This is a genomic window from Bradyrhizobium ontarionense, assembly GCF_021088345.1.
GTDB lineage: Bacteria > Pseudomonadota > Alphaproteobacteria > Rhizobiales > Xanthobacteraceae > Bradyrhizobium > Bradyrhizobium ontarionense.
Genome location: NZ_CP088156.1, coordinates 4,896,374 through 4,918,632, shown reverse-complemented (window position 1 = coordinate 4,918,632; position 22,259 = coordinate 4,896,374). Strand labels below are relative to the sequence as shown.

Here is a 22,259-nt window from a genome sequence, read left to right as displayed (position 1 = left end):
CGTTGATCGTCCGTACCGCATCGCCTGCTCGCTGCAAGGCGATGGCGGGCGGGCTTTATGACCGCACGGGTTATTGAGGATAAAGACCATGACTGAAATTCGCGTTCCGACGCTTGGTGAATCCGTTACCGAAGCCACCATCGGCCGCTGGTTCAAGAAGGCCGGCGACGCGGTGGCGGTGGACGAGCCGCTCGTCGAGCTCGAGACCGACAAGGTGACGATCGAGGTGCCGGCGCCGTCGGCCGGCACGCTGGGCGAGATCGTCGCCAAGGACGGCGAGACCGTCGCCGTCGGTGCGCTGCTCGGCCAGATCAATGATGGTGCCGTGGCGGCCAAGCCCGCGCCCGCGCCGGCCGCGGCGAAGCCCGTCGCTTCGGCCGCGCCGCCCGCCGCCGCCGCTGCGCCGGCCAAGGCGCTGCCCGCCGATACGCCGCAGGCGCCGTCGGTGCGCAAGCTCTCCGCGGAGAGCGGTGTCGACGCCACCACCGTTCCGGGCTCGGGCAAGGATGGCCGCGTCACCAAGGGCGACATGCTGGCCGCGATCGAGCGCGCCGCGGCCGCGCCGACCCCGGTCAATCAGCCCGCCGCCTCGGTGCAGGTGCGCAGCCCCTCGCCGGCCGACGATGCCGCGCGCGAGGAGCGCGTGAAGATGACCCGGCTGCGCCAGACCATCGCGCGGCGGCTCAAGGACGTGCAGAACACGGCCGCCATGCTGACGACCTTCAACGAGGTCGACATGACCAACGTGATGGCGCTGCGCAGCCAGTACAAGGACGTGTTCGAGAAGAAGCACGGCTCCAAGCTCGGCTTCATGGGCTTCTTCACCAAGGCCGTCGTGCAGGGGCTCAAGGACATCCCGGCCGTCAACGCCGAGATCGACGGTTCGGACCTGATCTACAAGAACTACTATCACATCGGCGTCGCCGTCGGCACCGACAAGGGCCTGGTCGTGCCGGTCGTGCGCGACTGCGACCACAAGTCGATCGCCGACATCGAGAAGGGCATTGCCGATTTCGGCCGCCGCGCCCGTGACGGCCAGCTCAAGATCGACGAGATGCAGGGCGGCACCTTCACGATCACCAATGGCGGCATCTACGGCTCGCTGATGTCGACGCCGATCCTGAACGCGCCGCAGTCCGGCATTCTCGGCATGCACAAGATCCAGGAGCGCCCGGTCGTGATCGGCGGCAAGATCGAGGTGCGCCCGATGATGTATCTGGCGCTGTCCTACGACCATCGTGTCATTGACGGCAAGGAGGCGGTGACCTTCCTGGTGCGCGTCAAGGAGAGCCTGGAAGATCCGGCGCGGCTGGTGCTGGATCTCTGAGCCGGACCGGAATCTTGATCTTCGAGGCGCGCCGAAAGCGCGCCTCGACGCTAAGGGGGCCATCATGACCGATCGAGTTGCAGTGATCACCGGCGGCAGCCGCGGCATCGGCCGCGCCACCGCGATTGCCGCCGCATCGCGCGGCTTCAAGATCGTGGTCGGCTACGCCAGCAACGAAGCGGCGGCGCAGAGCACCGTGGCCGCCATCGAGGCTAAGAACGGCAAGGCCATCGCGGTCAAATGCGATGTCGGCCACGAGCATGACATCCTGGCTCTGTTCAAGGCAGCCGACAAGCTCGGCACGCTGGGCGCGCTGATCAACAATGCCGGCATCGTCGGGCCCACGTCACGGGTCGACGAGATGAGCGCCGAACGCATCCAGCGCATGATGGCGGTCAACGTCACCGGCAGCATCCTGTGCGCGCGCGAGGCCGTGAAGCGGATGTCCACCCGCCACGGCGGCCAGGGCGGCGTCATCATCAATCTGTCGTCGGTCGCCGCCAAGCTCGGCTCGCCCAACACTTACGTCGACTACGCCGCCTCGAAGGGTGCCATCGACTCCTTCACGGTGGGTCTCGCCCATGAGGTCGCGAGCGAAGGCATTCGCGTCGCGGCCATTCGCCCGGGCCTGATCGATACCGAGATCCATGCCTCCGGCGGCGAGCCCGACCGTGCGCACCGTCTGGCCCATATGGTGCCGATGAAGCGCGTCGGCTCCGCAGAGGAAATCGCCAATGCCATCGTCTGGCTGCTGTCGGACGAGGCCTCCTACGTGACTTCGGCCATTCTCGACGTGTCGGGCGGACGCTGACCGTCGCTTTCCTCAGACTGCAATCTCACGGAACATTCGATCATGGCATCTTACGATCTCGTCGTCATCGGCACCGGACCTGGAGGCTATGTCTGCGCCATCCGCGCGGCACAACTCGGCATGAAGGTCGCCGTGGTCGAGAAGAACGCCACCCTCGGCGGCACCTGTCTCAACGTCGGCTGCATGCCCTCGAAGGCGCTGCTGCACGCGTCCGAACTGTTCGAGGAGGCCGGGCACTCCTTCGCCAAGATGGGCGTCAAGGTGTCGCAGCCTGAGCTCGATCTGCCGGCGATGATGAACTTCAAGCAGCAGGGCATCGACGGCAACGTCAAGGGCGTCGAGTTCCTGATGAAGAAGAACAAGATCGACGTGCTCGTGGGCAAGGGCAAGATCCTGGGCACCGGCAAGCTGCAGGTCACTGGCGCTGACGGCACCAGCCAGACCGTCGAGACCAAGAACATCGTCATCGCCACCGGCTCGGACATCGCGCGGCTCAAGGGCATCGAGATCGACGAGACGCGCATCGTGTCGTCGACCGGCGCGCTGTCGCTCGACAAGGTGCCTTCGAGCCTGCTCGTGGTCGGCGCCGGCGTGATCGGGCTGGAGCTCGGTTCGGTGTGGCGTCGTCTCGGCGCCAAGGTCACCGTGGTCGAATTCCTCGATCGCATCCTGCCCGGCATGGACAGCGAGATCGCCAAGCAGTTCCAGCGCATCCTCGAGAAGCAGGGTTTTGCGTTCAAGCTCGGCGCCAAGGTCAGCGCGGTCAACACGTCGGGCGCGAAGCTCGCCGCGACCATCGAGCCCGCGGCCGGCGGTGCGGCGGAGACGATCGAAGCCGATGTCGTGCTGGTTGCGATCGGCCGCGTGCCCTACACCGACGGGCTCGGCCTGCAGGAGGCGGGCGTCGTCCTCGACAACCGCGGCCGCGTCCAGATCGATCATCATTTCGCGACCAGCGTGCCGGGCGTCTACGCGATTGGCGACGTCGTCGCAGGTCCCATGCTCGCGCACAAGGCCGAGGACGAAGGTGTGGCCGTCGCGGAAATTCTCGCGGGCCAGGCCGGGCACGTGAACTACGACGTCATCCCGGGCGTGGTCTACACGACGCCTGAAGTGGCTACCGTCGGCAAGACCGAGGACGAGCTGAAGCAGGCCGGCACAGCCTACACCGTCGGTAAGTTTCCGTTTACCGCCAATGGTCGCTCGAAGGTCAATCAGACCACTGACGGTTTTGTGAAGATCCTCGCAGATGCGAAGACGGATCGCGTGCTCGGCGCTCACATCATCGGTCGCGAGGCCGGCGAAATGATTCACGAAGCCGCCGTATTGATGGAGTTCGGTGGCTCTGCCGAGGATCTGGCACGTACCTGCCACGCGCATCCGACGCGGTCGGAGGCCGTCAAGGAAGCCGCGCTTGCGGTGGCCAAGCGCGCCATCCATATGTGATCGACGCCCGGAGGCGTGATCGGCTGGCGCGAAACGCCGGCTGGTGACGCTGAACCAAACGGCAAGGCGCGAGGTCCTATCGTCATGGCGGCCTCACGCCCGAGGCCGGGCCGAGATGGAGTCCCATGCTGCGCCGCCTGCTTCAGCCGTTCTGGGTCCTGCTCGCGATCATCTTCCTGATCGAAGCTTGGCTGTGGGACCATCTCGAACCGATCGTGGCGCGCATCGTCGCGGCGATCCCGTTGCGCGCCTCGAAGCAGTGGCTGGCCGCGCGCATCGACACGCTGTCGCCGGCCATGACGCTCATTGTGTTCATCGTCCCGGTGGTGCTGCTGTTTCCGCTGAAGCTGGTCGGGATGTGGTTGCTGATGCACCATCATTGGACCAGCGCTATCGCCACGATCGTGTTCGGCAAGTTTCTCGGCGTCGGCGTCACGGCCTTCATCTTCGACGTGACGCGGCCGAAGCTGTTGCAGATGCCGTGGTTCGCGCGCGTCTATGGCGCCGTGCTTGCGCTGCGTCTGAAAGCCGCAGCCCTGGTCGAACCGATCAAGCAGCGCATCAACGAAATCATTGGCGGCAGCGCCGACGGCTGGTCGGCGCGTGTCCTCCGCCTGATCCTTCGCTTCCGCAGGAGCGTGCAGCAGGCGCGCTGATCAACATCCTCTGCATCTGCGGGGTAGGGGCGGCGGATATCCGCCGCCTGATGTGAGCCGATCAGTGCAGGTGCAGCAGGTGGGGCTCGACCAGGCCGAGCACGGTCATTGCGATCCCGACCAGGGCCAGCCCGCCCGATACCCAGGCCAGCACCAGCATACCGGTGATGATCGTCGCCGAGGCCAGCACGATCGCGATCTGGAAAGCGGCCGACGCCAGCTCGTAGTGATGATACTTGGCGGTCGCGAGGTCGCGCTCTTCCTCGGCGTGCTTGGCGCGTTCGGCGAGCTGCTCGCTGCCCTCGCCGGTTTCCGGCTCGGAGCGGTAGCGCCCGGCAGTCTTCTGCCAATCGTCGATCTGCTTCTGCAGCGCCGCCTTGGTGGCCTCATCAGGCATCGCAGCGAGATTGAGCTTGCCCTGTTCCGCCGTCGTCTGCACCACGGTACGGCGGATCGTCTTGGCCTGGAAGAAGGCCCAGAGATTGGACGCCTCGACGTTCTTGCTGATCGACTCGGTCTGCGCGCCCTTGCCGAGAGTCTCCGACAACGCCAGGCACAGTGCGATCACCGAGATCAGCAGCGCGATCTTCCTGTTCTCGCCCGAGGCGTGCTCGGCGTGCTCCGCATGCTCCATGCTCTCATGTGCGCTCATTTGTTCCCCTCCGGATCCATGGGGGCGACGATTGCCGGAACAGCGCGGTGCGCGCAAGCGAAACGATATGAACGAAAGATGTCACCGCCGCGGATGCGCTGACGCGTAGACCTGCAGCAGCCGCTCCGCGTCGATGCCGGTATAGATCTGCGTCGTCGACAGCGAGGCGTGGCCGAGCAGCTCCTGGATAGCGCGCAGATCGCCGCCGCGCGACAGCAGGTGCGTCGCGAACGAATGGCGCAGCGCGTGCGGCGTGGCGCTGTCGGGTAGCCCCAGCGCCCCGCGCAGCCGCTCCATCGCCAGCTGGATGATGCGCGGGCTTAGGGGGCCGCCCTTGGCGCCGACGAACATCGGCCCTTCGACCGGCAGCAGATAGGGGCAGAGCCTGGCATAGTCGTCGATCAGCTGCAGCACGTTCTGCAGCACCGGCACCATGCGGGTCTTGTTGCCCTTGCCGGTCACGACCAGCACGTCGCCCTCGCCCGGACGCGGCACCTCGCGCCGTTTCAAGCCGAGCGCTTCCGAAATGCGCAGGCCCGAGCCGTACAGCAGGGCCATGACGGCGGCGTCGCGGGCCAGCACCCAGGTCTCGCGGGCCTCGCCGGCGCGCTCGTCGACGTCGGCGAGACGCTTGGCGGCGTCCATCGGCAGCGGTTTCGGCAGGCTCTTGGCGATCTTCGGCGCCCGGATCGCCGACAACGCCCCGACCTTGCCCTTGCCCTCGCGCTCGAGGAAGCGGCCGAACGAGCGCAAGCCCGCAAGCGTCCGCATCAAGGACCGGCCGGCGATGTCGTCGGCGCGGCGCATCGCCATGAAGGCGCGGATGTCTGTGGCTTCGAGCGCGGCAAACCGCGCCAGCGTGACCTGCGCGCCCCAATGGGTGCAGAGGAATTGCAGGCACTGCCGGAGGTCGCGCGCATAGGCCTCAACGGTCTTCGGCGACAGCCGCCGTTCGCTGCGCAGATGCGCCAGCCACTGCACCATCGCGCGCATCATGCCGTCATCGGCGCCGATGAGGTCGAGGGCGGCGGAAACGTTGTCAGTCGCTTTTGCCGTCGTTGCCATCATGTCGCGCGCACCTGACGATTCATCGTACTGATGATGTCGATCGAAGTTTGGCGACATGCTCGGTGCACCCTCTCCCCTTGTGGGAGAGGGTGGCTGAGATGCGTAGCATCGAAGCCGGGTGAGGGGTCTGCATCCGCGGAGACAGACCCCTCACCCGGCGCGAATTTCGCTTCGCTCATTCTCGCCACCCTCTCCCACAGGGGGAGAGGGTGCGCCGCGGGTGCCGAAAATACTCGACCTCATCTCATGATGATCCCATATATCGCACCTCCTTCGTTTACCGTTCGCTAACTTTGCCGGGCGGCTTTCGCTTCAGCCGGATCAAGGCTACCTCCGCTCTCATGGACCGCGCGACCGACCTCTTTCCCGGCGCTGCCGCATCGACCCGCGTGGTCGACGTGCTGGTTCCAGTCGCGCTCGACCATACCTATTCCTACCGCGTGCCGCGGGGCATGGAGTTGAAGCCGGGCGATGTCGTCGGCGTGCCGCTCGGGCCGCGCGAGGTGCTGGCCGTGGTCTGGGCCGACAACGCCAATCCCGATCCACGCCTGCACAACCGGCTCAAGGACGTCAGCGAGAAGCTCGATGTGCCGCCGCTCAAGCCCGAGCTGCGCTCCCTGATCGACTGGGTCGCCAACTATACGCTGTCGCCGCGCGGCATGGTGTTGCGGATGTCCCTGCGCATGGGCGAGCATCTCGGGCCGGAGCGCCTCCGCCTCGGTGTGAGGCTGGTCGGCGAGGCGCCGAAGCGGCTGACGCCCGCGCGTCGCCGCGTCATCGAGGCCGTGTCCGACGGCCTGCTGCACGGCAAGTCCGACCTCGCGCGCGAGGTCGGCGTCTCCACCGGCGTGATCGACGGGCTCGTCGACGAGGGCACCTTGACGGTGGAGGCGATGCCAAGGGCGCTGGCGCCGCCTTCGCCCGATCCCGACTTCGCTCGGCCGGAGTTCTTCGACGCCCAGCAGGCCGGCGTTGAGGCGATGCGGACGCTGGCGGCGAACGGCACTTTTCAAGTGGCGCTGCTCGACGGCGTCACCGGCTCCGGCAAGACCGAGGTCTATTTCGAGGCGGTGGCCGAGACGGTCCGTCGCGGGCGCCAGTCGCTGATCCTGATGCCGGAGATCGCGCTGACGGGCCAGTTCCTCGAGCGCTTCGCCCGCCGCTTCGGCGTCCGGCCGTTGGAATGGCATTCCGAGCTGACCCCCCGTAACCGCCAGCGCAACTGGGCGGCGATCGCGGCGGGCGAAGCGCCGGTCGTGGTCGGCGCCCGCTCGGCGCTGTTTCTGCCCTACGCCGATCTCGGGCTCATCATCGTCGATGAGGAGCACGATCAGGCCTACAAACAGGACGAGGGCGCGCACTATCATGCCCGCGACATGGCCGTGGTGCGCGGCCACATCGCCAAGATCCCGGTGGTGCTGGCGTCGGCCACGCCCTCGGTGGAGACCGAGGTCAATGCCCGCAAGGGCCGCTACCAGCGCGTGGCGCTGCCGTCGCGCTTCGGCGGCCAGCACATGCCGCATATCGAGGCCATCGATCTCCGGCGCGAGCCGCCGCCGCGCGGACGCTACGTCTCGCCGCGGCTGGCGGGCGAGATCCGCACCGCGATCGAGCGCGGCGAGCAGGCGCTGCTGTTCCTGAACCGCCGCGGCTATGCGCCGCTGACCCTTTGCCGCGCCTGCGGCCATCGCTTCGCCTGCACCATCTGCGACGCTTGGCTGGTCGATCATCGTTTCCGCCAGCGGCTGGTCTGCCACCATTGCGGGTTCTCGATGTCGCGCCCGCCGACCTGTCCGCACTGTGCCGCCGAGGAGTCGCTGGTTGCGGTCGGGCCCGGCGTGGAGCGCCTGCAGGAGGAGGCCGCAGCGCTGTTTCCGGAGGCCCGCAGCATGGTGCTGTCGAGCGACCTGATCACCTCGATCGAGGCCATGCGCGCCGAACTCACCGAGATCGCGGAGGGCCGCGTCGACCTCATCATCGGCACCCAGCTCGTCGCCAAGGGCCATAACTTCCCGCGGCTCAATCTCGTCGGCGTGGTCGATGCCGATCTCGGCCTCGGCAATGGCGATCCGCGCGCCGCCGAGCGCACCTGGCAGCTGCTGAACCAGGTGATCGGCCGCGCCGGCCGTGAGCAGGGCCGCGGCCGCGGTTATCTGCAGACCCACCAGCCAGAGCATCCCGTCATGAAGGCGCTGATCGCCTGCGACCGCGAGGCCTTCTACACCAGCGAGATCGACGTCCGCGAGCGCACGGGCTATCCGCCATTCGGGCGGCTCGCGAGCCTGATCATCTCGGCGGGAGACCGGCCGACCGCGGAAGGCTTCGCACGCCGCCTGGTGGCGTCAGCGCCGCGTGAGGAAGGGGTGTTGCTGCTCGGACCGGCCGAGGCGCCGCTCGCCGTCATCAAGGGCCGCTACCGCTTCCGGCTGCTGCTGAAAACGGCGCGCAATTTCGACCTGTCGGATTATCTGCGCCATTGGCTGGCGCATGCCGAGAAGCCCAAGGGCAATCTCAAGCTCGAGGTCGACGTCGATCCTCAGAGCTTCCTGTAGCGCCGGCACGCTCTCTCCCCGTCATTGCGAGGAGCGAAGCGACGAAGCAATCCAGACTGCCCCTGCGGCAGCTTCTGGATTGCTTCGCGGAGCCTGTCATCGGGCCGCACATTCGCGCGGACCCGTTGGCTCGCAATGACGCGCGGAGCGTCGTCGCGCTTAAGAAACAACCTCGGCGGTGACGCGGCCGACGCCGGCGCGGGTCAGGCCGATGGCGCGGGCGGCACCGGTCGAGAGGTCGAGCACCCGGCCACGGATGAACGGACCGCGGTCGTTGACGGTGACGATGACGCTCTGGCCGCCATGGGTGACGCGCAGCTTGGTGCCGAACGGCAGCGAGCGGTGGGCGCAAGTCATCGCGCTGGCGTTCATGCGCTGACCGGACGCGGTGCGGCTGCCGGATTCGTTGCCATAGTACGAGGCCATGCCCGAGAAGCTGCGGCCGGTGCCCGACGAAGGGGTGATCGCGGCGTTTGAATTCATCCAGGACGAGCCATTCGACGACCAGCCGTTCGAGAACGAGTCGGATGCGGGCTCGGAGGCCTGTCGCGCCATGTGATGATGGTGGCGTTGATGATGGTGATGCCTGGATCGGGCCGAGGCTTCGGTCGCGGTGCCGCCGACGATCAGCGTGACGGCAACAGCGAGCGCGGTACGCGAGCCGGCGATCTTGCCAGCCGAGAGGTTCTTTATTTTCAGCATCTAGATCAGTCCCTCGAAACAGTATTGCCGCGTTCTGCGGTCAGTGGACCCCCGTCACGTGTTGAGGCGGGCGCCGTTTGGTTGGGCAATGAGGCGTGAATGGGGCAGTAGAAATTGTTCCGTTTGGGCCGAAATATCTTGGGACTGGTTCCACTAGTCACGGAAAATTCCGTAATCTTTGGCTTTAACGCTTCATTAATGAATAAATACTTTCAAATACTGTTGAGTTGAGTTCTCGTTGAGCTTGCGAAGAAGTCGACAAGTAATGCCTGTTCGGCTTCGCGAAGGCCGGATGGGGGGCTGAAACGGGAGTCAAGGCCTATCGGGCATGGCGGCCATGCAGCAACAGTTGGAACCGGCGCGTCGTGGGCGGTACCTTGGTCCGGTGAGTTCTCGAGGCCGGCGCGCCGGGGCAGCTTTCCCCTCGGAGGCGGGCCGGCTGCGGCGCGGCAATAAGGTGCCGAATAGCGGGCCACCGCTTGTTGCGGCTGCGCTTACGCTATGTTAGCAAAGCGCCGCTTTTCGTGATCAAGCTGCTCCCGCGGCGATCGAAAATCAAAGTCCTGCTTGAATTCCAAGGGCTTAACTGGTCTGCGCCGCAGCGGCGCGCCGGTTCCCCTCTTGTGGATTGGGCACTTATAAAAAGAGCGCGTCTGTGGCTGCTGAAGATCCCTCCGTATCCGGTGTGTCCGGTCGTTACGCGACGGCCCTGTTTGAACTGGCCCGTGACGAAAAGTCCGTCGATGCGGTCAAGGCCGATCTCGACAAGTTCAAGGCCCTTCTCGATGAAAGCGCTGACCTCAGGCGCCTCGTTCGCAGCCCGGTGTTCGGCGCGGATGTGCAGCTGAAGGCGCTGAATGCGGTGCTCGACAAAGCGGGCATCGCCGGCATTGCCGCCAACGTCCTGCGGGTGCTGACCGCGAACCGCCGGCTGTTCACGGTGGCTGACGTGATCCGCGCCTTCAACGCGCTGGTCGCCAAGTTCAAGGGTGAGGCCACGGCCGACGTCACCGTCGCCGAGCCGCTCTCCGACAAGAATCTCGACGCCTTGAAGGCCTCACTGAAGACGGTGACCGGCAAGGACGTCGCTCTCAACGTGAAAGTCGATCCAGCGATCATCGGCGGGCTCGTCGTCAAGCTCGGCAGCCGCATGGTCGATAGTTCGCTTCGCACCAAACTCAACTCGATCAAGCACGCGATGAAAGAGGCAGGCTGATGGACATCCGCGCCGCGGAAATTTCCGCGATCCTCAAGGACCAGATCAAGAATTTCGGGCAGGAAGCCGAGGTTTCCGAAGTCGGACAGGTGCTGTCCGTCGGTGACGGTATCGCCCGCGTCTACGGTCTCGACAACGTCCAGGCCGGCGAGATGGTCGAGTTCGAGAACGGCACCCGCGGCATGGCGCTGAACCTCGAGACCGACAATGTCGGCGTCGTCATCTTCGGTGCCGACCGCGAGATCAAGGAAGGCCAGACCGTCAAGCGCACCCGCGCCATCGTCGACGCGCCGGTCGGCAAGGGCCTGCTCGGTCGCGTCGTCGACGCGCTCGGCAATCCCATCGACGGCAAGGGTCCGATCCAGGCGACCGAGCGCAAGCGCGTCGACGTCAAGGCCCCGGGCATCATTCCGCGCAAGTCGGTCAACGAGCCGATGGCCACGGGCCTCAAGGCGATCGACGCCCTGATCCCGGTCGGCCGCGGCCAGCGCGAGCTGATCATCGGCGACCGCCAGACCGGCAAGACCGCGATCGCGCTCGACACGATCCTGAACCAGAAGCCGCTGAACGCGCAGACGGACGAGAGCATCAAGCTGTATTGCGTCTACGTCGCGATCGGCCAGAAGCGCTCGACCGTCGCCCAGTTCGTCAAGGTGCTCGAAGAGCAGGGCGCGCTGGAATACTCGATCGTCGTCGCCGCAACCGCGTCGGATCCGGCGCCGATGCAGTATCTCGCGCCGTTCACCGGCTGCACCATGGGCGAGTACTTCCGCGACAACGGCATGCACGCCGTGATCATCTATGACGATCTGTCCAAGCAGGCCGTCGCCTACCGCCAGATGTCGCTGCTGCTGCGCCGCCCGCCGGGCCGCGAAGCCTATCCGGGCGACGTGTTCTACCTGCATTCGCGCCTGCTCGAGCGCGCTGCCAAGCTCAGCAAGGACCATGGCTCCGGGTCGCTGACCGCGCTGCCGGTCATCGAGACCCAGGCCAACGACGTGTCGGCCTACATTCCGACCAACGTCATCTCGATCACCGACGGCCAGATCTTCCTGGAAACCGACCTGTTCTTCCAGGGCATCCGCCCTGCCGTGAACGTCGGTCTGTCGGTGTCGCGCGTCGGCTCCTCGGCGCAGACCAAGGCGATGAAGAAGGTCGCCGGCAAGATCAAGGGCGAGCTCGCGCAGTACCGCGAAATGGCGGCCTTTGCACAGTTCGGATCCGACCTTGACGCCTCGACCCAGCGCCTGCTCAACCGCGGCTCGCGCCTGACCGAGCTCCTGAAGCAGCCGCAATTCTCGCCGCTGAAGATGGAAGAGCAGGTCTGCGTGATCTGGGCCGGCACCAACGGCTATCTCGATCCGCTGCCGCTCAACAAGGTGCGCGCCTTCGAGGACGGTCTGCTGTCGCTGCTGCGCGGCAAGAATGCCGACCTGCTCAATGCGATCCGCGACAGCAAGGATCTGTCCGACGACAGCGCTGCCAAGCTGAAGGCGGTGGTCGAAGGCTTCGCGAAGACCTTCGCCTGATTGGCAGGGTCACGGCCGGGGATGTCCCGGCCATCCACATCGCCGATGTGGAACAAGAGGACAGGTCATGCCCGGCAACGGCCGGGCGTGATCGATCTGAGGGTTGAGCGGCCAAGTCCAAGTGGCTGGCCGCCGGGGTGAGCTCGACGAACGATGGCGTCACTGAAAGACATGCGGGTCCGCATCGCCTCGACCAAGGCGACGCAAAAGATCACCAAGGCCATGCAGATGGTCGCGGCCTCCAAGCTGCGCCGCGCGCAGCTGGCGGCCGAGGCGGCGCGTCCCTATGCCGAGAAAATGGACGCCGTGATTTCCAACATTGCGAGCGCCACCATCGCCTCCGAAGGTGGGCCGAAGCTGCTCGCGGGAACGGGGCGCGACCAGGTGCATCTGCTGCTGGTGTGCACCGGCGAGCGCGGCCTGTCCGGCGCGTTCAACTCCTCGATCGTGCGCCTGGCGCGCGAGCGCGCCCTGGCCCTGATGAACCAGGGCAAGGAAGTGAAATTCTTCTGCGTCGGCCGCAAGGGCTACGAGCAGTTGCGTCGCCTGTTCGACAAGCAGATCGTCGAGCATCTCGACCTGCGCTCGGTGCGCCAGATCGGCTTCTCCAACGCCGACGACATCGCCAAGAAGGTGATCGCCCGCTTCGAGGCCGGCGAGTTCGATGTCTGCACGCTGTTCTATTCGCGCTTCCGCTCGGTGATCGCGCAGATCCCGACCGCTCAGCAGATCATTCCGCTGGTGGTCGAGGCGCGGCCCGCCAATGCGGCGCCGCTGGCGCCTTACGAATATGAGCCGGAAGAGGACGAGATCCTGGCCGGGCTCCTGCCGCGCAATCTCGCCGTGCAGATCTTCCGTGCGCTGCTGGAGAACAACGCGTCGTTCTACGGCGCGCAGATGTCGGCCATGGACAACGCCACCCGCAATGCCGGCGAGATGATCCGCAAGCAGACGCTGATCTACAACCGCACGCGTCAGGCGATGATCACCAAGGAACTGATCGAAATCATTTCGGGCGCCGAGGCGGTCTAGTCGGATCGCGCGGCGTTTCGTCGAAACGCTACCCAAGGACACCATCCCGGTCGACCCGACCGTGGTCTCGTATACGGATCGTAAGGAGAGAGATTCAATGGCTACTGCAGCCAACCAGATCGGTCGCATCACCCAGGTCATCGGCGCCGTCGTCGACGTCCAGTTCGAAGGTCACCTCCCGGCGATTCTCAACGCCATCGAGACCAAGAACGGCGGCAACCGCCTCGTGCTCGAGGTTGCCCAGCATCTCGGCGAGTCGACCGTGCGCACGATCGCGATGGACACCACCGAAGGCCTGGTCCGCGGCCAGGAGGTGACCGATACCGGTTCGCCGATCCAGGTGCCGGTCGGCGTCGGCACGCTCGGCCGCATCATGAACGTGATCGGCGAGCCGATCGACGAAGCCGGCCCGGTGCAGGCGGAAGGCCTGCGGCCGATCCACGCGGACGCACCGAGCTACACCGACCAGTCGACCGAAGCCGAAATCCTCGTCACCGGCATCAAGGTCGTCGACCTCCTGGCTCCCTACGCCAAGGGCGGCAAGATCGGCCTGTTCGGCGGCGCCGGCGTCGGCAAGACCGTGCTGATCCAGGAACTGATCAACAACGTCGCCAAGGCGCACGGCGGTTACTCCGTGTTCGCCGGCGTCGGCGAGCGGACCCGCGAAGGCAACGACCTCTATCACGAGTTCATCGAATCCAAGGTCAATGCCGATCCGCACAATCCGGATCCGAGCGTCAAGTCGAAGTGCGCGCTGGTGTTCGGCCAGATGAACGAACCGCCCGGCGCCCGCGCCCGCGTCGGCCTCACCGGTCTGACGGTCGCCGAGCACTTCCGCGACCAGGGCCAGGACGTGCTGTTCTTCGTCGACAACATCTTCCGCTTCACCCAGGCGGGCTCGGAAGTGTCGGCGCTGCTCGGCCGTATTCCTTCGGCCGTGGGCTATCAGCCGACGCTCGCCACCGACATGGGCGCGCTGCAGGAGCGCATCACCACCACCAACAAGGGCTCGATCACCTCGGTGCAGGCGATCTACGTGCCGGCCGACGACTTGACCGACCCGGCGCCGGCCACCTCGTTCGCCCACTTGGACGCCACCACGGTGCTGAATCGCGCGATCTCGGAAAAGGGCATTTATCCCGCCGTGGACCCGCTCGACTCGACCTCGCGCATGCTGTCGCCGCTGGTTGTCGGCCAGGAGCATTACGAGACCGCGCGCCAGGTCCAGCAGATCCTGCAGCGCTACAAGTCGCTGCAGGACATCATCGCCATTCTCGGCATGGACGAGCTCTCGGAAGAGGACAAGCTGACGGTGGCCCGCGCCCGCAAGATCGAGCGCTTCCTGTCGCAGCCGTTCCACGTCGCCGAAATCTTCACCGGCTCGCCCGGCAAGTTCGTCGACCTCGCCGACACCATCAAGGGCTTCAAGGGCCTGTGTGAAGGCAAGTACGACCACCTGCCGGAGGCCGCCTTCTACATGGTCGGCAACATCGATGAGGCGGTCGAGAAGGGCAAGAAGCTGGCGGCGGAAGCCGCCTGAGCGAATGGCGAATAGGGAGTAGCGAATAGGGTCTATCCGCTACTTCTTCCCCCACTCGCTATTCGCTACTCGCTATTCGCAGGTATTTCTCATGGCAACTTTCCATTTCGATCTCGTCTCGCCGGAAAAGATCGCCTTCTCGGGCGAGGTCGATCAGGTCGACGTGCCGGGGCAGGAGGGTGATTTCGGCGTGCTCGCCGGACATGCCCCGTTCGTTGCCACGCTGCGGCCGGGCATCCTGACCGTGACATCAGGCGGATCACAGCAGAAGATCATCGTGCTCGGAGGCCTTGCCGAGATCTCGGAGAAGGGCCTGACGGTTCTGGCCGACGTCGCGACGTCGCTGAAGGATGTCGATCAGGCGGCTTTCGCGGCCGAGATCGCCGGCATGGAATCCAAGCTGAACGAGAAGCAGGGCAACGAGCTCGATCGCGCCATCGAGCGGCTCGATCACTTCAAGACGATCCAGCAGCAGCTCAACAGCACGGCGCTGCATTGAGACCGGCGCGTCGCCGCCGTTCCGCCGTCAGTTTCACGAATGGCCGGGCTCAGCCCGGCCATTTTCGTATGTGAGGTCGAACGCTTGGCGCGGCAGGGCGACTACTGCAGTGAAGCCGGTTGCGCCGATGCCGATCCAACGGCATGCTCCCGGCCGTTCGAGCGGGCGTGATCGGGTGGCAGGGCGGATCGTCATGAAGCGTAAGATCGCGGCGATTTTTGCGGCCGACATCGCCGGCTATTCGCGCCTCGTCGCGGAAGATGAAGAAGAGACGTTGCGGCGTCTCGAGGCTTACCGCGAAGTCGTCGACGATTTCATCGCGCGCGCCGGCGGCCGCATCTTCAACACCGCCGGCGATGCAGTGATGGCGGAATTCCCGAGCGCGGTTGAAGCGGTACGTTGCGCGATCGACATCCAGGAAAGCCTGCGCACGCGCAATATGGCCTATCCGCCGAGCCGCCAGATGAGCTACCGGATCGGCATTACGATCGGCGACGTCGTCGAGCGCGACGGCGACCTGCTCGGCGACGGGGTCAACATCGCCGCGCGCCTCGAGGGGCTCGCGGATGTCGGCGGCATCTGTATCTCGCGCGCGGTGCACGAACAGGTTGCCAACAAGCTGTCGGTGCAGTTCGCCGACATGGGTCCGCGGGAGGTCAAGAACATCCCGACGCCGGTGCATGCCTATCGGGTGGCGATGCGCCGCGAGGACGGCACCTACGCCACGGAGAAGGCCGCACCGTCGGGCGCCACGCGCGCCAGGATCTGGAGGCAGACAGCCGCCGTCGTCGTGTTCGCATTGATCGGCGGAGCGGTCGCTCTCTCTCTGAATCTGAGTGGAGCTGGCTCCCAGCGTCACGATGCTGATGCCGCCAAGGCGGCATCGGAGGCGCTGGCCCGGCTGTCGGCCGCGCCCGCCTCGCCGACCCCGACCACATCACCGCCGGCCGGGCCGACGGCTGCGCAGCCCGGCACGCCGCAGCAGTTGGCGCAGCCGACGCCGGCCCCGTCATCATCTTCGATCGCTGTCGAAAAATTCGCGCCCGAGGCGGTGCCGTTCGTGAGCGAACGGACCCGGATCGCGCTGGCACGGGACTACGTGCCGGCTCAAGCGCACAAGGCGTTCGCGACCACGATCAACGGCGTCAGTGCCTATGTGACCGGACAGCCCACCGAAGAGGCCGCCAAGTCGGCCGCGCTGGAGCAGTGTCAGCAGCGGGCGGAGACCTCGAACGGCCCGCGGAAGTGTGAGCTCTACGCCATCGATGACAGCGTCGTCTATCCGCACAGCAAGCCGCCGCTGCCGCCGCTGCCATGGGTGCGGCACGATCCCGCGACCGAGCGCGCCTTCAGCGCGGCTGAAATGCCGCTGGTGCATGATGCCGGCCGCGCCAAGCTCGAGGCGAATTACGGTTCCGGGCGGAGGTCCAAGGCGGTCGCGCTCGGCCCCGGCGGGCAGTTCTTCTTCAGCTCCGGTGGTGACCTCGTCGACGACGTGGTTCGGCGCAATCTCGAGGCCTGCGGTGCCCAGGCCGGAACCGCTTGCATGATCGTCGCGCTGGATGATGCGTTCGTGGTGCCGGTGCCGACCGTGATGAAGGCCACTGGCTTCTTCCACGCCGCCAGCCATCCCGCGATCGCCGCCGAGGCGCGCGACGAGGTCGTGCGCCGCTTGGCCGCTTCTCCCTCGGGCTGGAATGCGGTCGCGGTCGGGACGGCCGGCCATCCGGGCTTCGGGCTGAACGGCGACCGCGAGGAAACGGCGATCGGCGGGGCGCTGGCCGATTGCTCCACCCAGGACACCGACTGCCGCGTCATCGCGATCGGCCCGTTCACGGTCGAGCCGAACTGATCAGGCTGCAAACATCACGAAAGCCTGCGCCACGGCGCGATAGACCTCGCGGCGAAACGGCACCACGAGATCCGGCACACGCTCCAGCCGCTCCCAGCGCCAGGCGTCGAACTCGGCCGGCTGGCCGTTGCGCGGCGTCACCGGATCGATGTCGGCTTCGCGCCCCTTGAAGCGCATCGCGAACCATTTCTGGCGCTGGCCGCGAAAGTGCGCGAGCCGATGGTTGGGATCTTCGAACGGCGGGAATTCATAGGTGAGCCAACCGCTCTCGCCGAGAATATCGGCATCCCGAATGCCGGTCTCCTCCCATAGCTCGCGCCTCGCAGCCGCCTGCAGGTCCTCGCCCGCATCGACGCCGCCCTGTGGCATCTGCCATTCGAGGCCGGGCAGGATGATCTCCGGCCCGTCGTCGCGAAAACGACGCCCCAGAAACACGAGGCCTTCGGCATTGAGCAGAGCGATGCCGACATTCGGCCGATAGGGTCTGGTTTCGGTCATGCTCGCATCCGTTGACTTTGCGAATCGCATTGCAACGCATCGTGACGGCGTTGTCGCGACGGATCTGCAGGGATTCTCTGCAGTCCATGCGCAGCATCCCATGCGCGACGGGATGGACTGGCCGAAGCGTCCTCTCGGAGCCGGAAAGGCGGATCAGCTGCCGGCGAGCGAGGCAAATTCTTTCACGACGCGCTCATAGACCGGACGCTTGAACGGCACGATCAGACCCGGCAGGTTCTTCATCGGCTCCCAGCGCCAGCTGATGAACTCGGCCTTGTGGCCGCCGCCGGGGTGCTCGACGTCGATCTCGGTGTCAGTGCCGGTGAAACGCAGCGCGAACCATTTCTGGCGCTGGCCGCGATAGCGGCCCTTCCAGGCACGGCCCGCGACAGTCCGCGGGATGTCGTAGGTCAGCCAGTCGCCGATCTCGGCGAGCTTCTCGACGGAGCGTACGCTGGTCTCTTCATAGAGCTCGCGCTTGGCGGCTTCCCAGGCATCCTCACCGGGATCGACGCCGCCTTGCGGCATCTGCCAGACGTGGGTGTCGTCGACATGCTCGATCCCGCCGGCACGGCGACCGATGAAAACCCGCCCCTCCGGGTTGATCAGCGTGATGCCGACGCAGGTGCGGTAGGGCAGGTCCTCGTAGCGCGTCATCCGGTCTCGGCCCTTCCTGCGTTGCCCTCGCGCCTCGCTGCGCCAAGGCCTCACGCTGTCGCGTCAACCGGCAAGGCCGGCGGCGCGCGTTCAGTTCGATTTTGATTTCAGCATCGCGGTTGTCAATGGCACGAGCAGAATGCCCTTGCGATCAAGCCCCTTGATCCAGGTACCGATGCGATCGATCGAGACCGGCAGCGCCGATGCCGTGCCGACCGCGACGCCGCGCTCCTTGGCCAGGCTCTCGAGCTTGGCCAGCGCGCTGTCGATCTCGACCGGGGTCGGCACCGCGTCGATGGCGACGTCGCCCTTGGCGAACGGCACCGCCCGTCCCGTCGCCAGCGACGCCGCCACGCTGCGCGGTGCGGCGCCATCGTCGAACAATGCGAGCCCGCGTTTGGCGGCCTCGTTCACCACCGGCTGCATCGCCGCCTCGGTCGCGACGAACCGCGCGCCCATGAAGTTGCCGATGCCGACGTAACCCTGCAGCCGGCTCATGTGCCAGAACAGCCGGTCGACGTTCTGGTCGGGCCCCAGGGTTGCGAGCAGCGTCTGCGGCCCCGGATCGTTGTCGGGATAGTCGTAGGGCTCCATCGGCACCTGCAGCAGGATTTCGTGACGCTGCGCGCGGGCCCGCTCAGCGAGCTTGGTGGGATCCGAGCCATAGGGCGTGAAGGCCAGCGTCACCGCCGGCGGCAGCTTCATGATCGCATCGACCGTCTTGGCGGCGCCGACGCCGAGGCCGCCGATGACGATCGCGACCGCCGGCATCCGTGCCGCCTTGGCGCGGTCGGCATCGGCTGCATACGCCGTGAACGGTTTCAGGCCGTCTGCGGCCACCGGGATCATGCCGTAGCGCGATTTCTCCAGCAGCCGTGGGTCGACGCCGGTCATGGCGGTGGTTGGCGCGGCGGATCCCTGGTCGGACGTCTCGCTTCCGCCCGCGCCGATCGCAACCTCCTGGCGTGCACCGCTGGAGCCATCGATGATGGTGATGGTCTTGCGCTCGCCGCCCTCCTGCTTGGCCGCCGGAGCGGGGCCGTGCTCGGCTTTTGCGTCGGGTTTTGCCGCCGCCTTGTCGTCCGGCTTGGTCCCGTCGTTGATCGCGACCCGGGCGACCGGCTCGCCGCCCAGCGGATTGTCGCTGAACATCGCAAAGCCGGCGAATGCCACCAGGAACAGGCCGAGCAGCACGGCCAGCGCCTGCAGGGCCGTGAAAGGGAACCGAAGTCGGCGCCTGCGACGCTTCTCCGTCTGTCCGAGCGGAGCGCTCAGTTCGTCGGCCGTCTCTGTCATCGAAATTCCCGAATCAATCGGATCGACGATACCACGGCCGGGATTCGGGCGCAGGGGCGGTGTCCGCAAGCCCGTAGATCGCGGGATCCGGGTGACGCGGCGCGGATCCCGCAAAAGAAACGGATCTCGAAAAGAAAAAAGGGCGGCCCTGGGGCCGCCCTTGAACCTGATGTCGCCGTTCTGCCGCCTGCCGCGCTAGTTCGCGGCCTTGGTGGCCGGCTTGTCAGCCGCGGCCTTGTCGGTTGGCGCCGGGGTGTTGGCGCTGTTCTTGATGCCGTGCAGCAGGTCGGCCGCCAGCTTGAGCGCCTTGTCGTCCTTGGCATCCGGCGGCACGTAGGACTGCGAGCCGGTCTTCTCGTCGCCGTCGTTCTTCAGATGGCCGCGCAGCGAAGCCTCGCCCTTGGTGTCGGTGCGCGACTTCAGCTCCTCCGGCACGTCCTGCAGCACCTCGATGTCCGGAACGATGCCCTTGGCCTGAATCGAGCGACCCGACGGCGTGTAGTAGCGCGCGGTGGTCAGGCGCAGGGCGCCATTGCCGGCGCCGAGCGGGATGATGGTCTGCACCGAGCCCTTGCCGAACGAGCGGGTGCCGACCAGCGTGGCGCGCTTGTGGTCCTGCAACGCGCCCGCCACGATCTCCGAGGCGGACGCCGAGCCACCGTTGACCAGCACGATGACCGGCTTGCCCTTTGTGAGGTCCCCGGCATGCGCGGCACGGCGCTGCGTCTCCTCGGCATTGCGGCCGCGGGTGGAAACGATCTCGCCGCGCTCCAGGAACGCGTCGGACACCGTGACGGCCTCTTCGAGCAGGCCTCCCGGATTGTTGCGCAGGTCGATGACGTAGCCCTTCAGCTTGTCCCCGATCTGGGTCTGCAGATCGGCGATGCTCTTCTTCAGGCCCTCGGTGGTCTGCTCGTTGAAGGTGGTGATGCGGATATAGGCGATGTCGTCGCTCTCCGTGCGCGAGCGCACCGAGCGGACACGGATGTTGTCGCGCGTCAGCGTGACGTCGAGCGGATTGTCGGCGCCCTTGCGCACCACCTTCAGCTTGATCTTGGTGCCGACCGGGCCGCGCATCTTCTCGACGGCCTGGTTGAGGGTCAGGCCCTGCACGGCTTCGTCGTCGAGATTGGTGATGATGTCGTTGGCCTGGATGCCTGCCTTCGAGGCCGGCGTGTCGTCGATCGGCGACACCACCTTGATCAGGCCGTCTTCCATCGTGACTTCGATGCCGAGCCCGCCGAACTCGCCGCGGGTCTGCACCTGCATGTCGCGGAAGCTCTTCGCATCCATGTAGCTCGAATGCGGATCGAGGCCGGACAGCATGCCGCTGATCGCGGATTCGACGAGCTTGGAGTCGTCGGGCTTCTCGACGTAGTCGCTACGGACCCGCTCGAAGACGTCGCCGAACAGATTGAGCTGGCGATAGGTATCGGCGGTCGCGGCGCGCGCGGTCGATCCCATCAACACCGCGCGCGGTTGCGTCACGAACAGCGTCAATGCCGCACCGGTGGCCGCACTCAGGAGAATTACCGAAGTCTTACGCATCATCCGCGTACCTTTTCGCCTTCATTTGCGGCCCACCATGGGCCTGGATCGATTGGAGTGCCGTCCTTGCGGAACTCGACATAGAGCACTGGTTGACTCACATTGGTGGCGAGAATGGACGCAACCTGGGAGGTCGTACCCATGGTCGCGACCGGCTCGCCCGTCTGAACAAACTGCCCGATGTTGACGGAAATGCGCTCCATCCCGGCGATCAAGACATGATACCCGCCCCCGGCGTTGAGGATCAAGAGTTGTCCGTAGCTGCGGAAGGGACCGGCATACACAACCCAGCCATCACACGGGGTTGTGACCTGGGCCCCCGCCCGCACCGCCAAAGAAATGCCTTTATCGGCGCCGCCGGCACCGTCCGATGCGCCGAATTCGCGAATCTTGGTGCCGTTGACAGGGAAGGCCAGCATACCCTTCGTCGAGGCGAAAGCAATCGCCGGCGCCTTGCGGCCGGGATTACGCAGCGCGTTCGCGTCGGGCCTGCTGTTGATGGGAACGCCCTGCAGGCTGGCGGTCGATGCCGCCTTGGCCGCGCTCTTGAGGTCGAGCTCCATGGTCGTAATCAACCCCTGCAGGGAATCGATCTGCTGGGCCAGGACCACGGCGCGGGCGCTCTCGGCTTCCATGTCCTTCTCGGCCGAGGCCTGCTTGCGCTGGCGTTCTTCCACCAGCGCGGCGAGGCGGGTCTGATCGCTCCGCAGCTTGTCGCGGTCGGTGGCGAGCTTGTCGCGCTCGGTCGCAATGGTCTTGCGGATCGCGACGAGCTCACCGAGATCGGTCGAGAGCTTCTCGGCGCGACCGCGCATCTCGGGGATCACCGAGCCCAGCAGCATGGCGGTACGCAGTGACTGCAGCGCGTCTTCCGGCCTGACAAGCAGCGCGGGCGGCGTGCGGCGGCCGGCGCGCTGCAGGGCCGCCAGCACCTCGACGACCTCTGCGCGGCGCGATTCCAGCGAGCTGCGCAGATCCTGCTCGCGGCCATCGAGCCCGCGCAGCCGCGTTTCCGCTTCGCCGACGCGGACTTCGACGCTGCGCACCTGCGCGGCGACGTCGATCAGCTGCTGATTGAGCTTGCCGCGATCCTCGCCGAGCGTGGCGATGTCGGCCTTCAGGCGCTCCTGCGCTTCCGCTGCAGCCTTCTGCGCCGCGCGGGCTGCCTCGAGCTCCTGCTCGCGTTGCTTGAGCTGCTCGGGAGTTGCGGGCGTCGGTGAGGTGGTACCGGCGATCGAGGGGCGTAATCCGGTCTGGGCCGTCGCCGGAAGACCGTGAAGAACCATCAGCAACGCGATCAGCGACGCGCGGCAAGGCCGGCCGCTGCGGACCGTGCGTGAGGAACGAGGAATGGGCCGCGCAGCGAACATTGAAGTCC

19 protein-coding genes are annotated in these 22,259 nt (G+C 66.2%); 11 read left to right on the top strand and 8 right to left on the bottom strand.

Annotation, left to right across the window (positions count from 1 at the left end):
* Nucleotides 1-88 precede the first annotated feature (88 nt).
* The 4 genes from odhB to LQG66_RS21650 all read left to right on the top strand — a co-directional run bounded on the left by odhB (nucleotide 89) and on the right by LQG66_RS21650 (nucleotide 4,240).
* Nucleotides 89-1,327 (top strand): 2-oxoglutarate dehydrogenase complex dihydrolipoyllysine-residue succinyltransferase, encoded by a 1,239-nt coding sequence (gene odhB, locus LQG66_RS21665; RefSeq protein ID WP_231317711.1) that lies wholly within the window; start codon nucleotides 89-91, stop codon nucleotides 1,325-1,327.
* 64 nt (nucleotides 1,328-1,391) lie between these two features.
* Nucleotides 1,392-2,138 (top strand): SDR family oxidoreductase, encoded by a 747-nt coding sequence (locus LQG66_RS21660; RefSeq protein ID WP_231317710.1) that lies wholly within the window; start codon nucleotides 1,392-1,394, stop codon nucleotides 2,136-2,138.
* A gap of 42 nt (nucleotides 2,139-2,180) precedes the next feature.
* On the top strand, nucleotides 2,181-3,584 hold the full coding sequence (lpdA, locus tag LQG66_RS21655) for a dihydrolipoyl dehydrogenase (protein WP_231317709.1): 1,404 nt from the start codon (nucleotides 2,181-2,183) through the stop codon (nucleotides 3,582-3,584).
* Nucleotides 3,585-3,709: 125 nt separating this feature from the next.
* Nucleotides 3,710-4,240 carry a hypothetical protein gene (locus LQG66_RS21650; protein WP_231317708.1) on the top strand — a complete coding sequence of 177 codons (531 nt, stop codon included), beginning with the start codon at nucleotides 3,710-3,712 and terminating at the stop codon, nucleotides 4,238-4,240.
* A gap of 61 nt (nucleotides 4,241-4,301) precedes the next feature.
* Here the strand turns inward: LQG66_RS21650 and LQG66_RS21645 are convergent, their stop codons facing one another.
* Entirely contained in the window at nucleotides 4,302-4,892 is a 591-nt protein-coding gene (locus LQG66_RS21645; protein WP_231317707.1) for a DUF4337 domain-containing protein, read from the bottom strand.
* A gap of 81 nt (nucleotides 4,893-4,973) precedes the next feature.
* Nucleotides 4,974-5,888 (bottom strand): tyrosine recombinase XerC, encoded by a 915-nt coding sequence (locus tag LQG66_RS21640; RefSeq protein ID WP_425601349.1) that lies wholly within the window; start codon nucleotides 5,886-5,888, stop codon nucleotides 4,974-4,976.
* A 413-nt stretch (nucleotides 5,889-6,301) separates the two neighbouring features.
* On the opposite strand from LQG66_RS21640, the gene LQG66_RS21635 reads away from it, so the two are divergent.
* Entirely contained in the window at nucleotides 6,302-8,512 is a 2,211-nt protein-coding gene (locus LQG66_RS21635) for a primosomal protein N' (protein WP_231317706.1), read from the top strand.
* Between the two features lie 159 nt (nucleotides 8,513-8,671).
* On the opposite strand, the gene LQG66_RS21630 is transcribed toward LQG66_RS21635, so the two are convergent.
* Nucleotides 8,672-9,214, bottom strand: coding sequence for a septal ring lytic transglycosylase RlpA family protein (locus tag LQG66_RS21630; RefSeq protein ID WP_231317705.1), 543 nt, complete (start codon nucleotides 9,212-9,214; stop codon nucleotides 8,672-8,674).
* 655 nt (nucleotides 9,215-9,869) lie between these two features.
* Here LQG66_RS21630 and LQG66_RS21625 point away from each other — a divergent pair.
* The 6 genes from LQG66_RS21625 (at nucleotide 9,870) to LQG66_RS21600 (ending at nucleotide 16,882) form a co-directional block, all read left to right on the top strand.
* Complete coding sequence (locus tag LQG66_RS21625) at nucleotides 9,870-10,430, top strand: F0F1 ATP synthase subunit delta (RefSeq protein ID WP_231317704.1); 561 nt, start codon at nucleotides 9,870-9,872, stop codon at nucleotides 10,428-10,430.
* A complete protein-coding gene (gene atpA, locus LQG66_RS21620) occupies nucleotides 10,430-11,959 on the top strand; it encodes a F0F1 ATP synthase subunit alpha (RefSeq protein ID WP_231317703.1) in 1,530 nt (509 codons plus the stop codon). Before LQG66_RS21625 ends, atpA begins: the two co-directional genes overlap by 1 nt.
* Nucleotides 11,960-12,112: 153 nt before the next feature.
* Nucleotides 12,113-12,991, top strand: coding sequence for a F0F1 ATP synthase subunit gamma (locus LQG66_RS21615; protein WP_231317702.1), 879 nt, complete (start codon nucleotides 12,113-12,115; stop codon nucleotides 12,989-12,991).
* A 97-nt stretch (nucleotides 12,992-13,088) separates the two neighbouring features.
* Complete coding sequence (atpD, locus tag LQG66_RS21610) at nucleotides 13,089-14,531, top strand: F0F1 ATP synthase subunit beta (protein ID WP_231317701.1); 1,443 nt, start codon at nucleotides 13,089-13,091, stop codon at nucleotides 14,529-14,531.
* Between the two features lie 91 nt (nucleotides 14,532-14,622).
* Complete coding sequence (locus LQG66_RS21605; protein WP_231317700.1) at nucleotides 14,623-15,030, top strand: F0F1 ATP synthase subunit epsilon; 408 nt, start codon at nucleotides 14,623-14,625, stop codon at nucleotides 15,028-15,030.
* 193 nt (nucleotides 15,031-15,223) lie between these two features.
* Nucleotides 15,224-16,882, top strand: a complete 1,659-nt coding sequence (locus tag LQG66_RS21600; protein WP_231317699.1) for an adenylate/guanylate cyclase domain-containing protein — start codon at nucleotides 15,224-15,226, stop codon at nucleotides 16,880-16,882.
* Here LQG66_RS21600 and LQG66_RS21595 read toward each other — a convergent pair whose 3' ends face one another.
* From LQG66_RS21595 to LQG66_RS21575, 5 genes are all read right to left on the bottom strand, one after another.
* Nucleotides 16,883-17,380, bottom strand: a complete 498-nt coding sequence (locus LQG66_RS21595) for an RNA pyrophosphohydrolase (RefSeq protein ID WP_231317698.1) — start codon at nucleotides 17,378-17,380, stop codon at nucleotides 16,883-16,885.
* Between the two features lie 153 nt (nucleotides 17,381-17,533).
* On the bottom strand, nucleotides 17,534-18,037 hold the full coding sequence (locus tag LQG66_RS21590; protein WP_231317697.1) for an RNA pyrophosphohydrolase: 504 nt from the start codon (nucleotides 18,035-18,037) through the stop codon (nucleotides 17,534-17,536).
* A gap of 90 nt (nucleotides 18,038-18,127) precedes the next feature.
* Nucleotides 18,128-19,333, bottom strand: a complete 1,206-nt coding sequence (locus LQG66_RS21585; RefSeq protein ID WP_231317696.1) for a divergent polysaccharide deacetylase family protein — start codon at nucleotides 19,331-19,333, stop codon at nucleotides 18,128-18,130.
* Nucleotides 19,334-19,528: 195 nt separating this feature from the next.
* Nucleotides 19,529-20,884 carry a S41 family peptidase gene (locus LQG66_RS21580; RefSeq protein WP_231317695.1) on the bottom strand — a complete coding sequence of 452 codons (1,356 nt, stop codon included), beginning with the start codon at nucleotides 20,882-20,884 and terminating at the stop codon, nucleotides 19,529-19,531.
* On the bottom strand, nucleotides 20,881-22,251 hold the full coding sequence (locus LQG66_RS21575; RefSeq protein ID WP_231317694.1) for a murein hydrolase activator EnvC family protein: 1,371 nt from the start codon (nucleotides 22,249-22,251) through the stop codon (nucleotides 20,881-20,883). Before LQG66_RS21575 ends, LQG66_RS21580 begins: the two co-directional genes overlap by 4 nt.
* Between the last annotated feature and the right edge of the window lie 8 nt (nucleotides 22,252-22,259).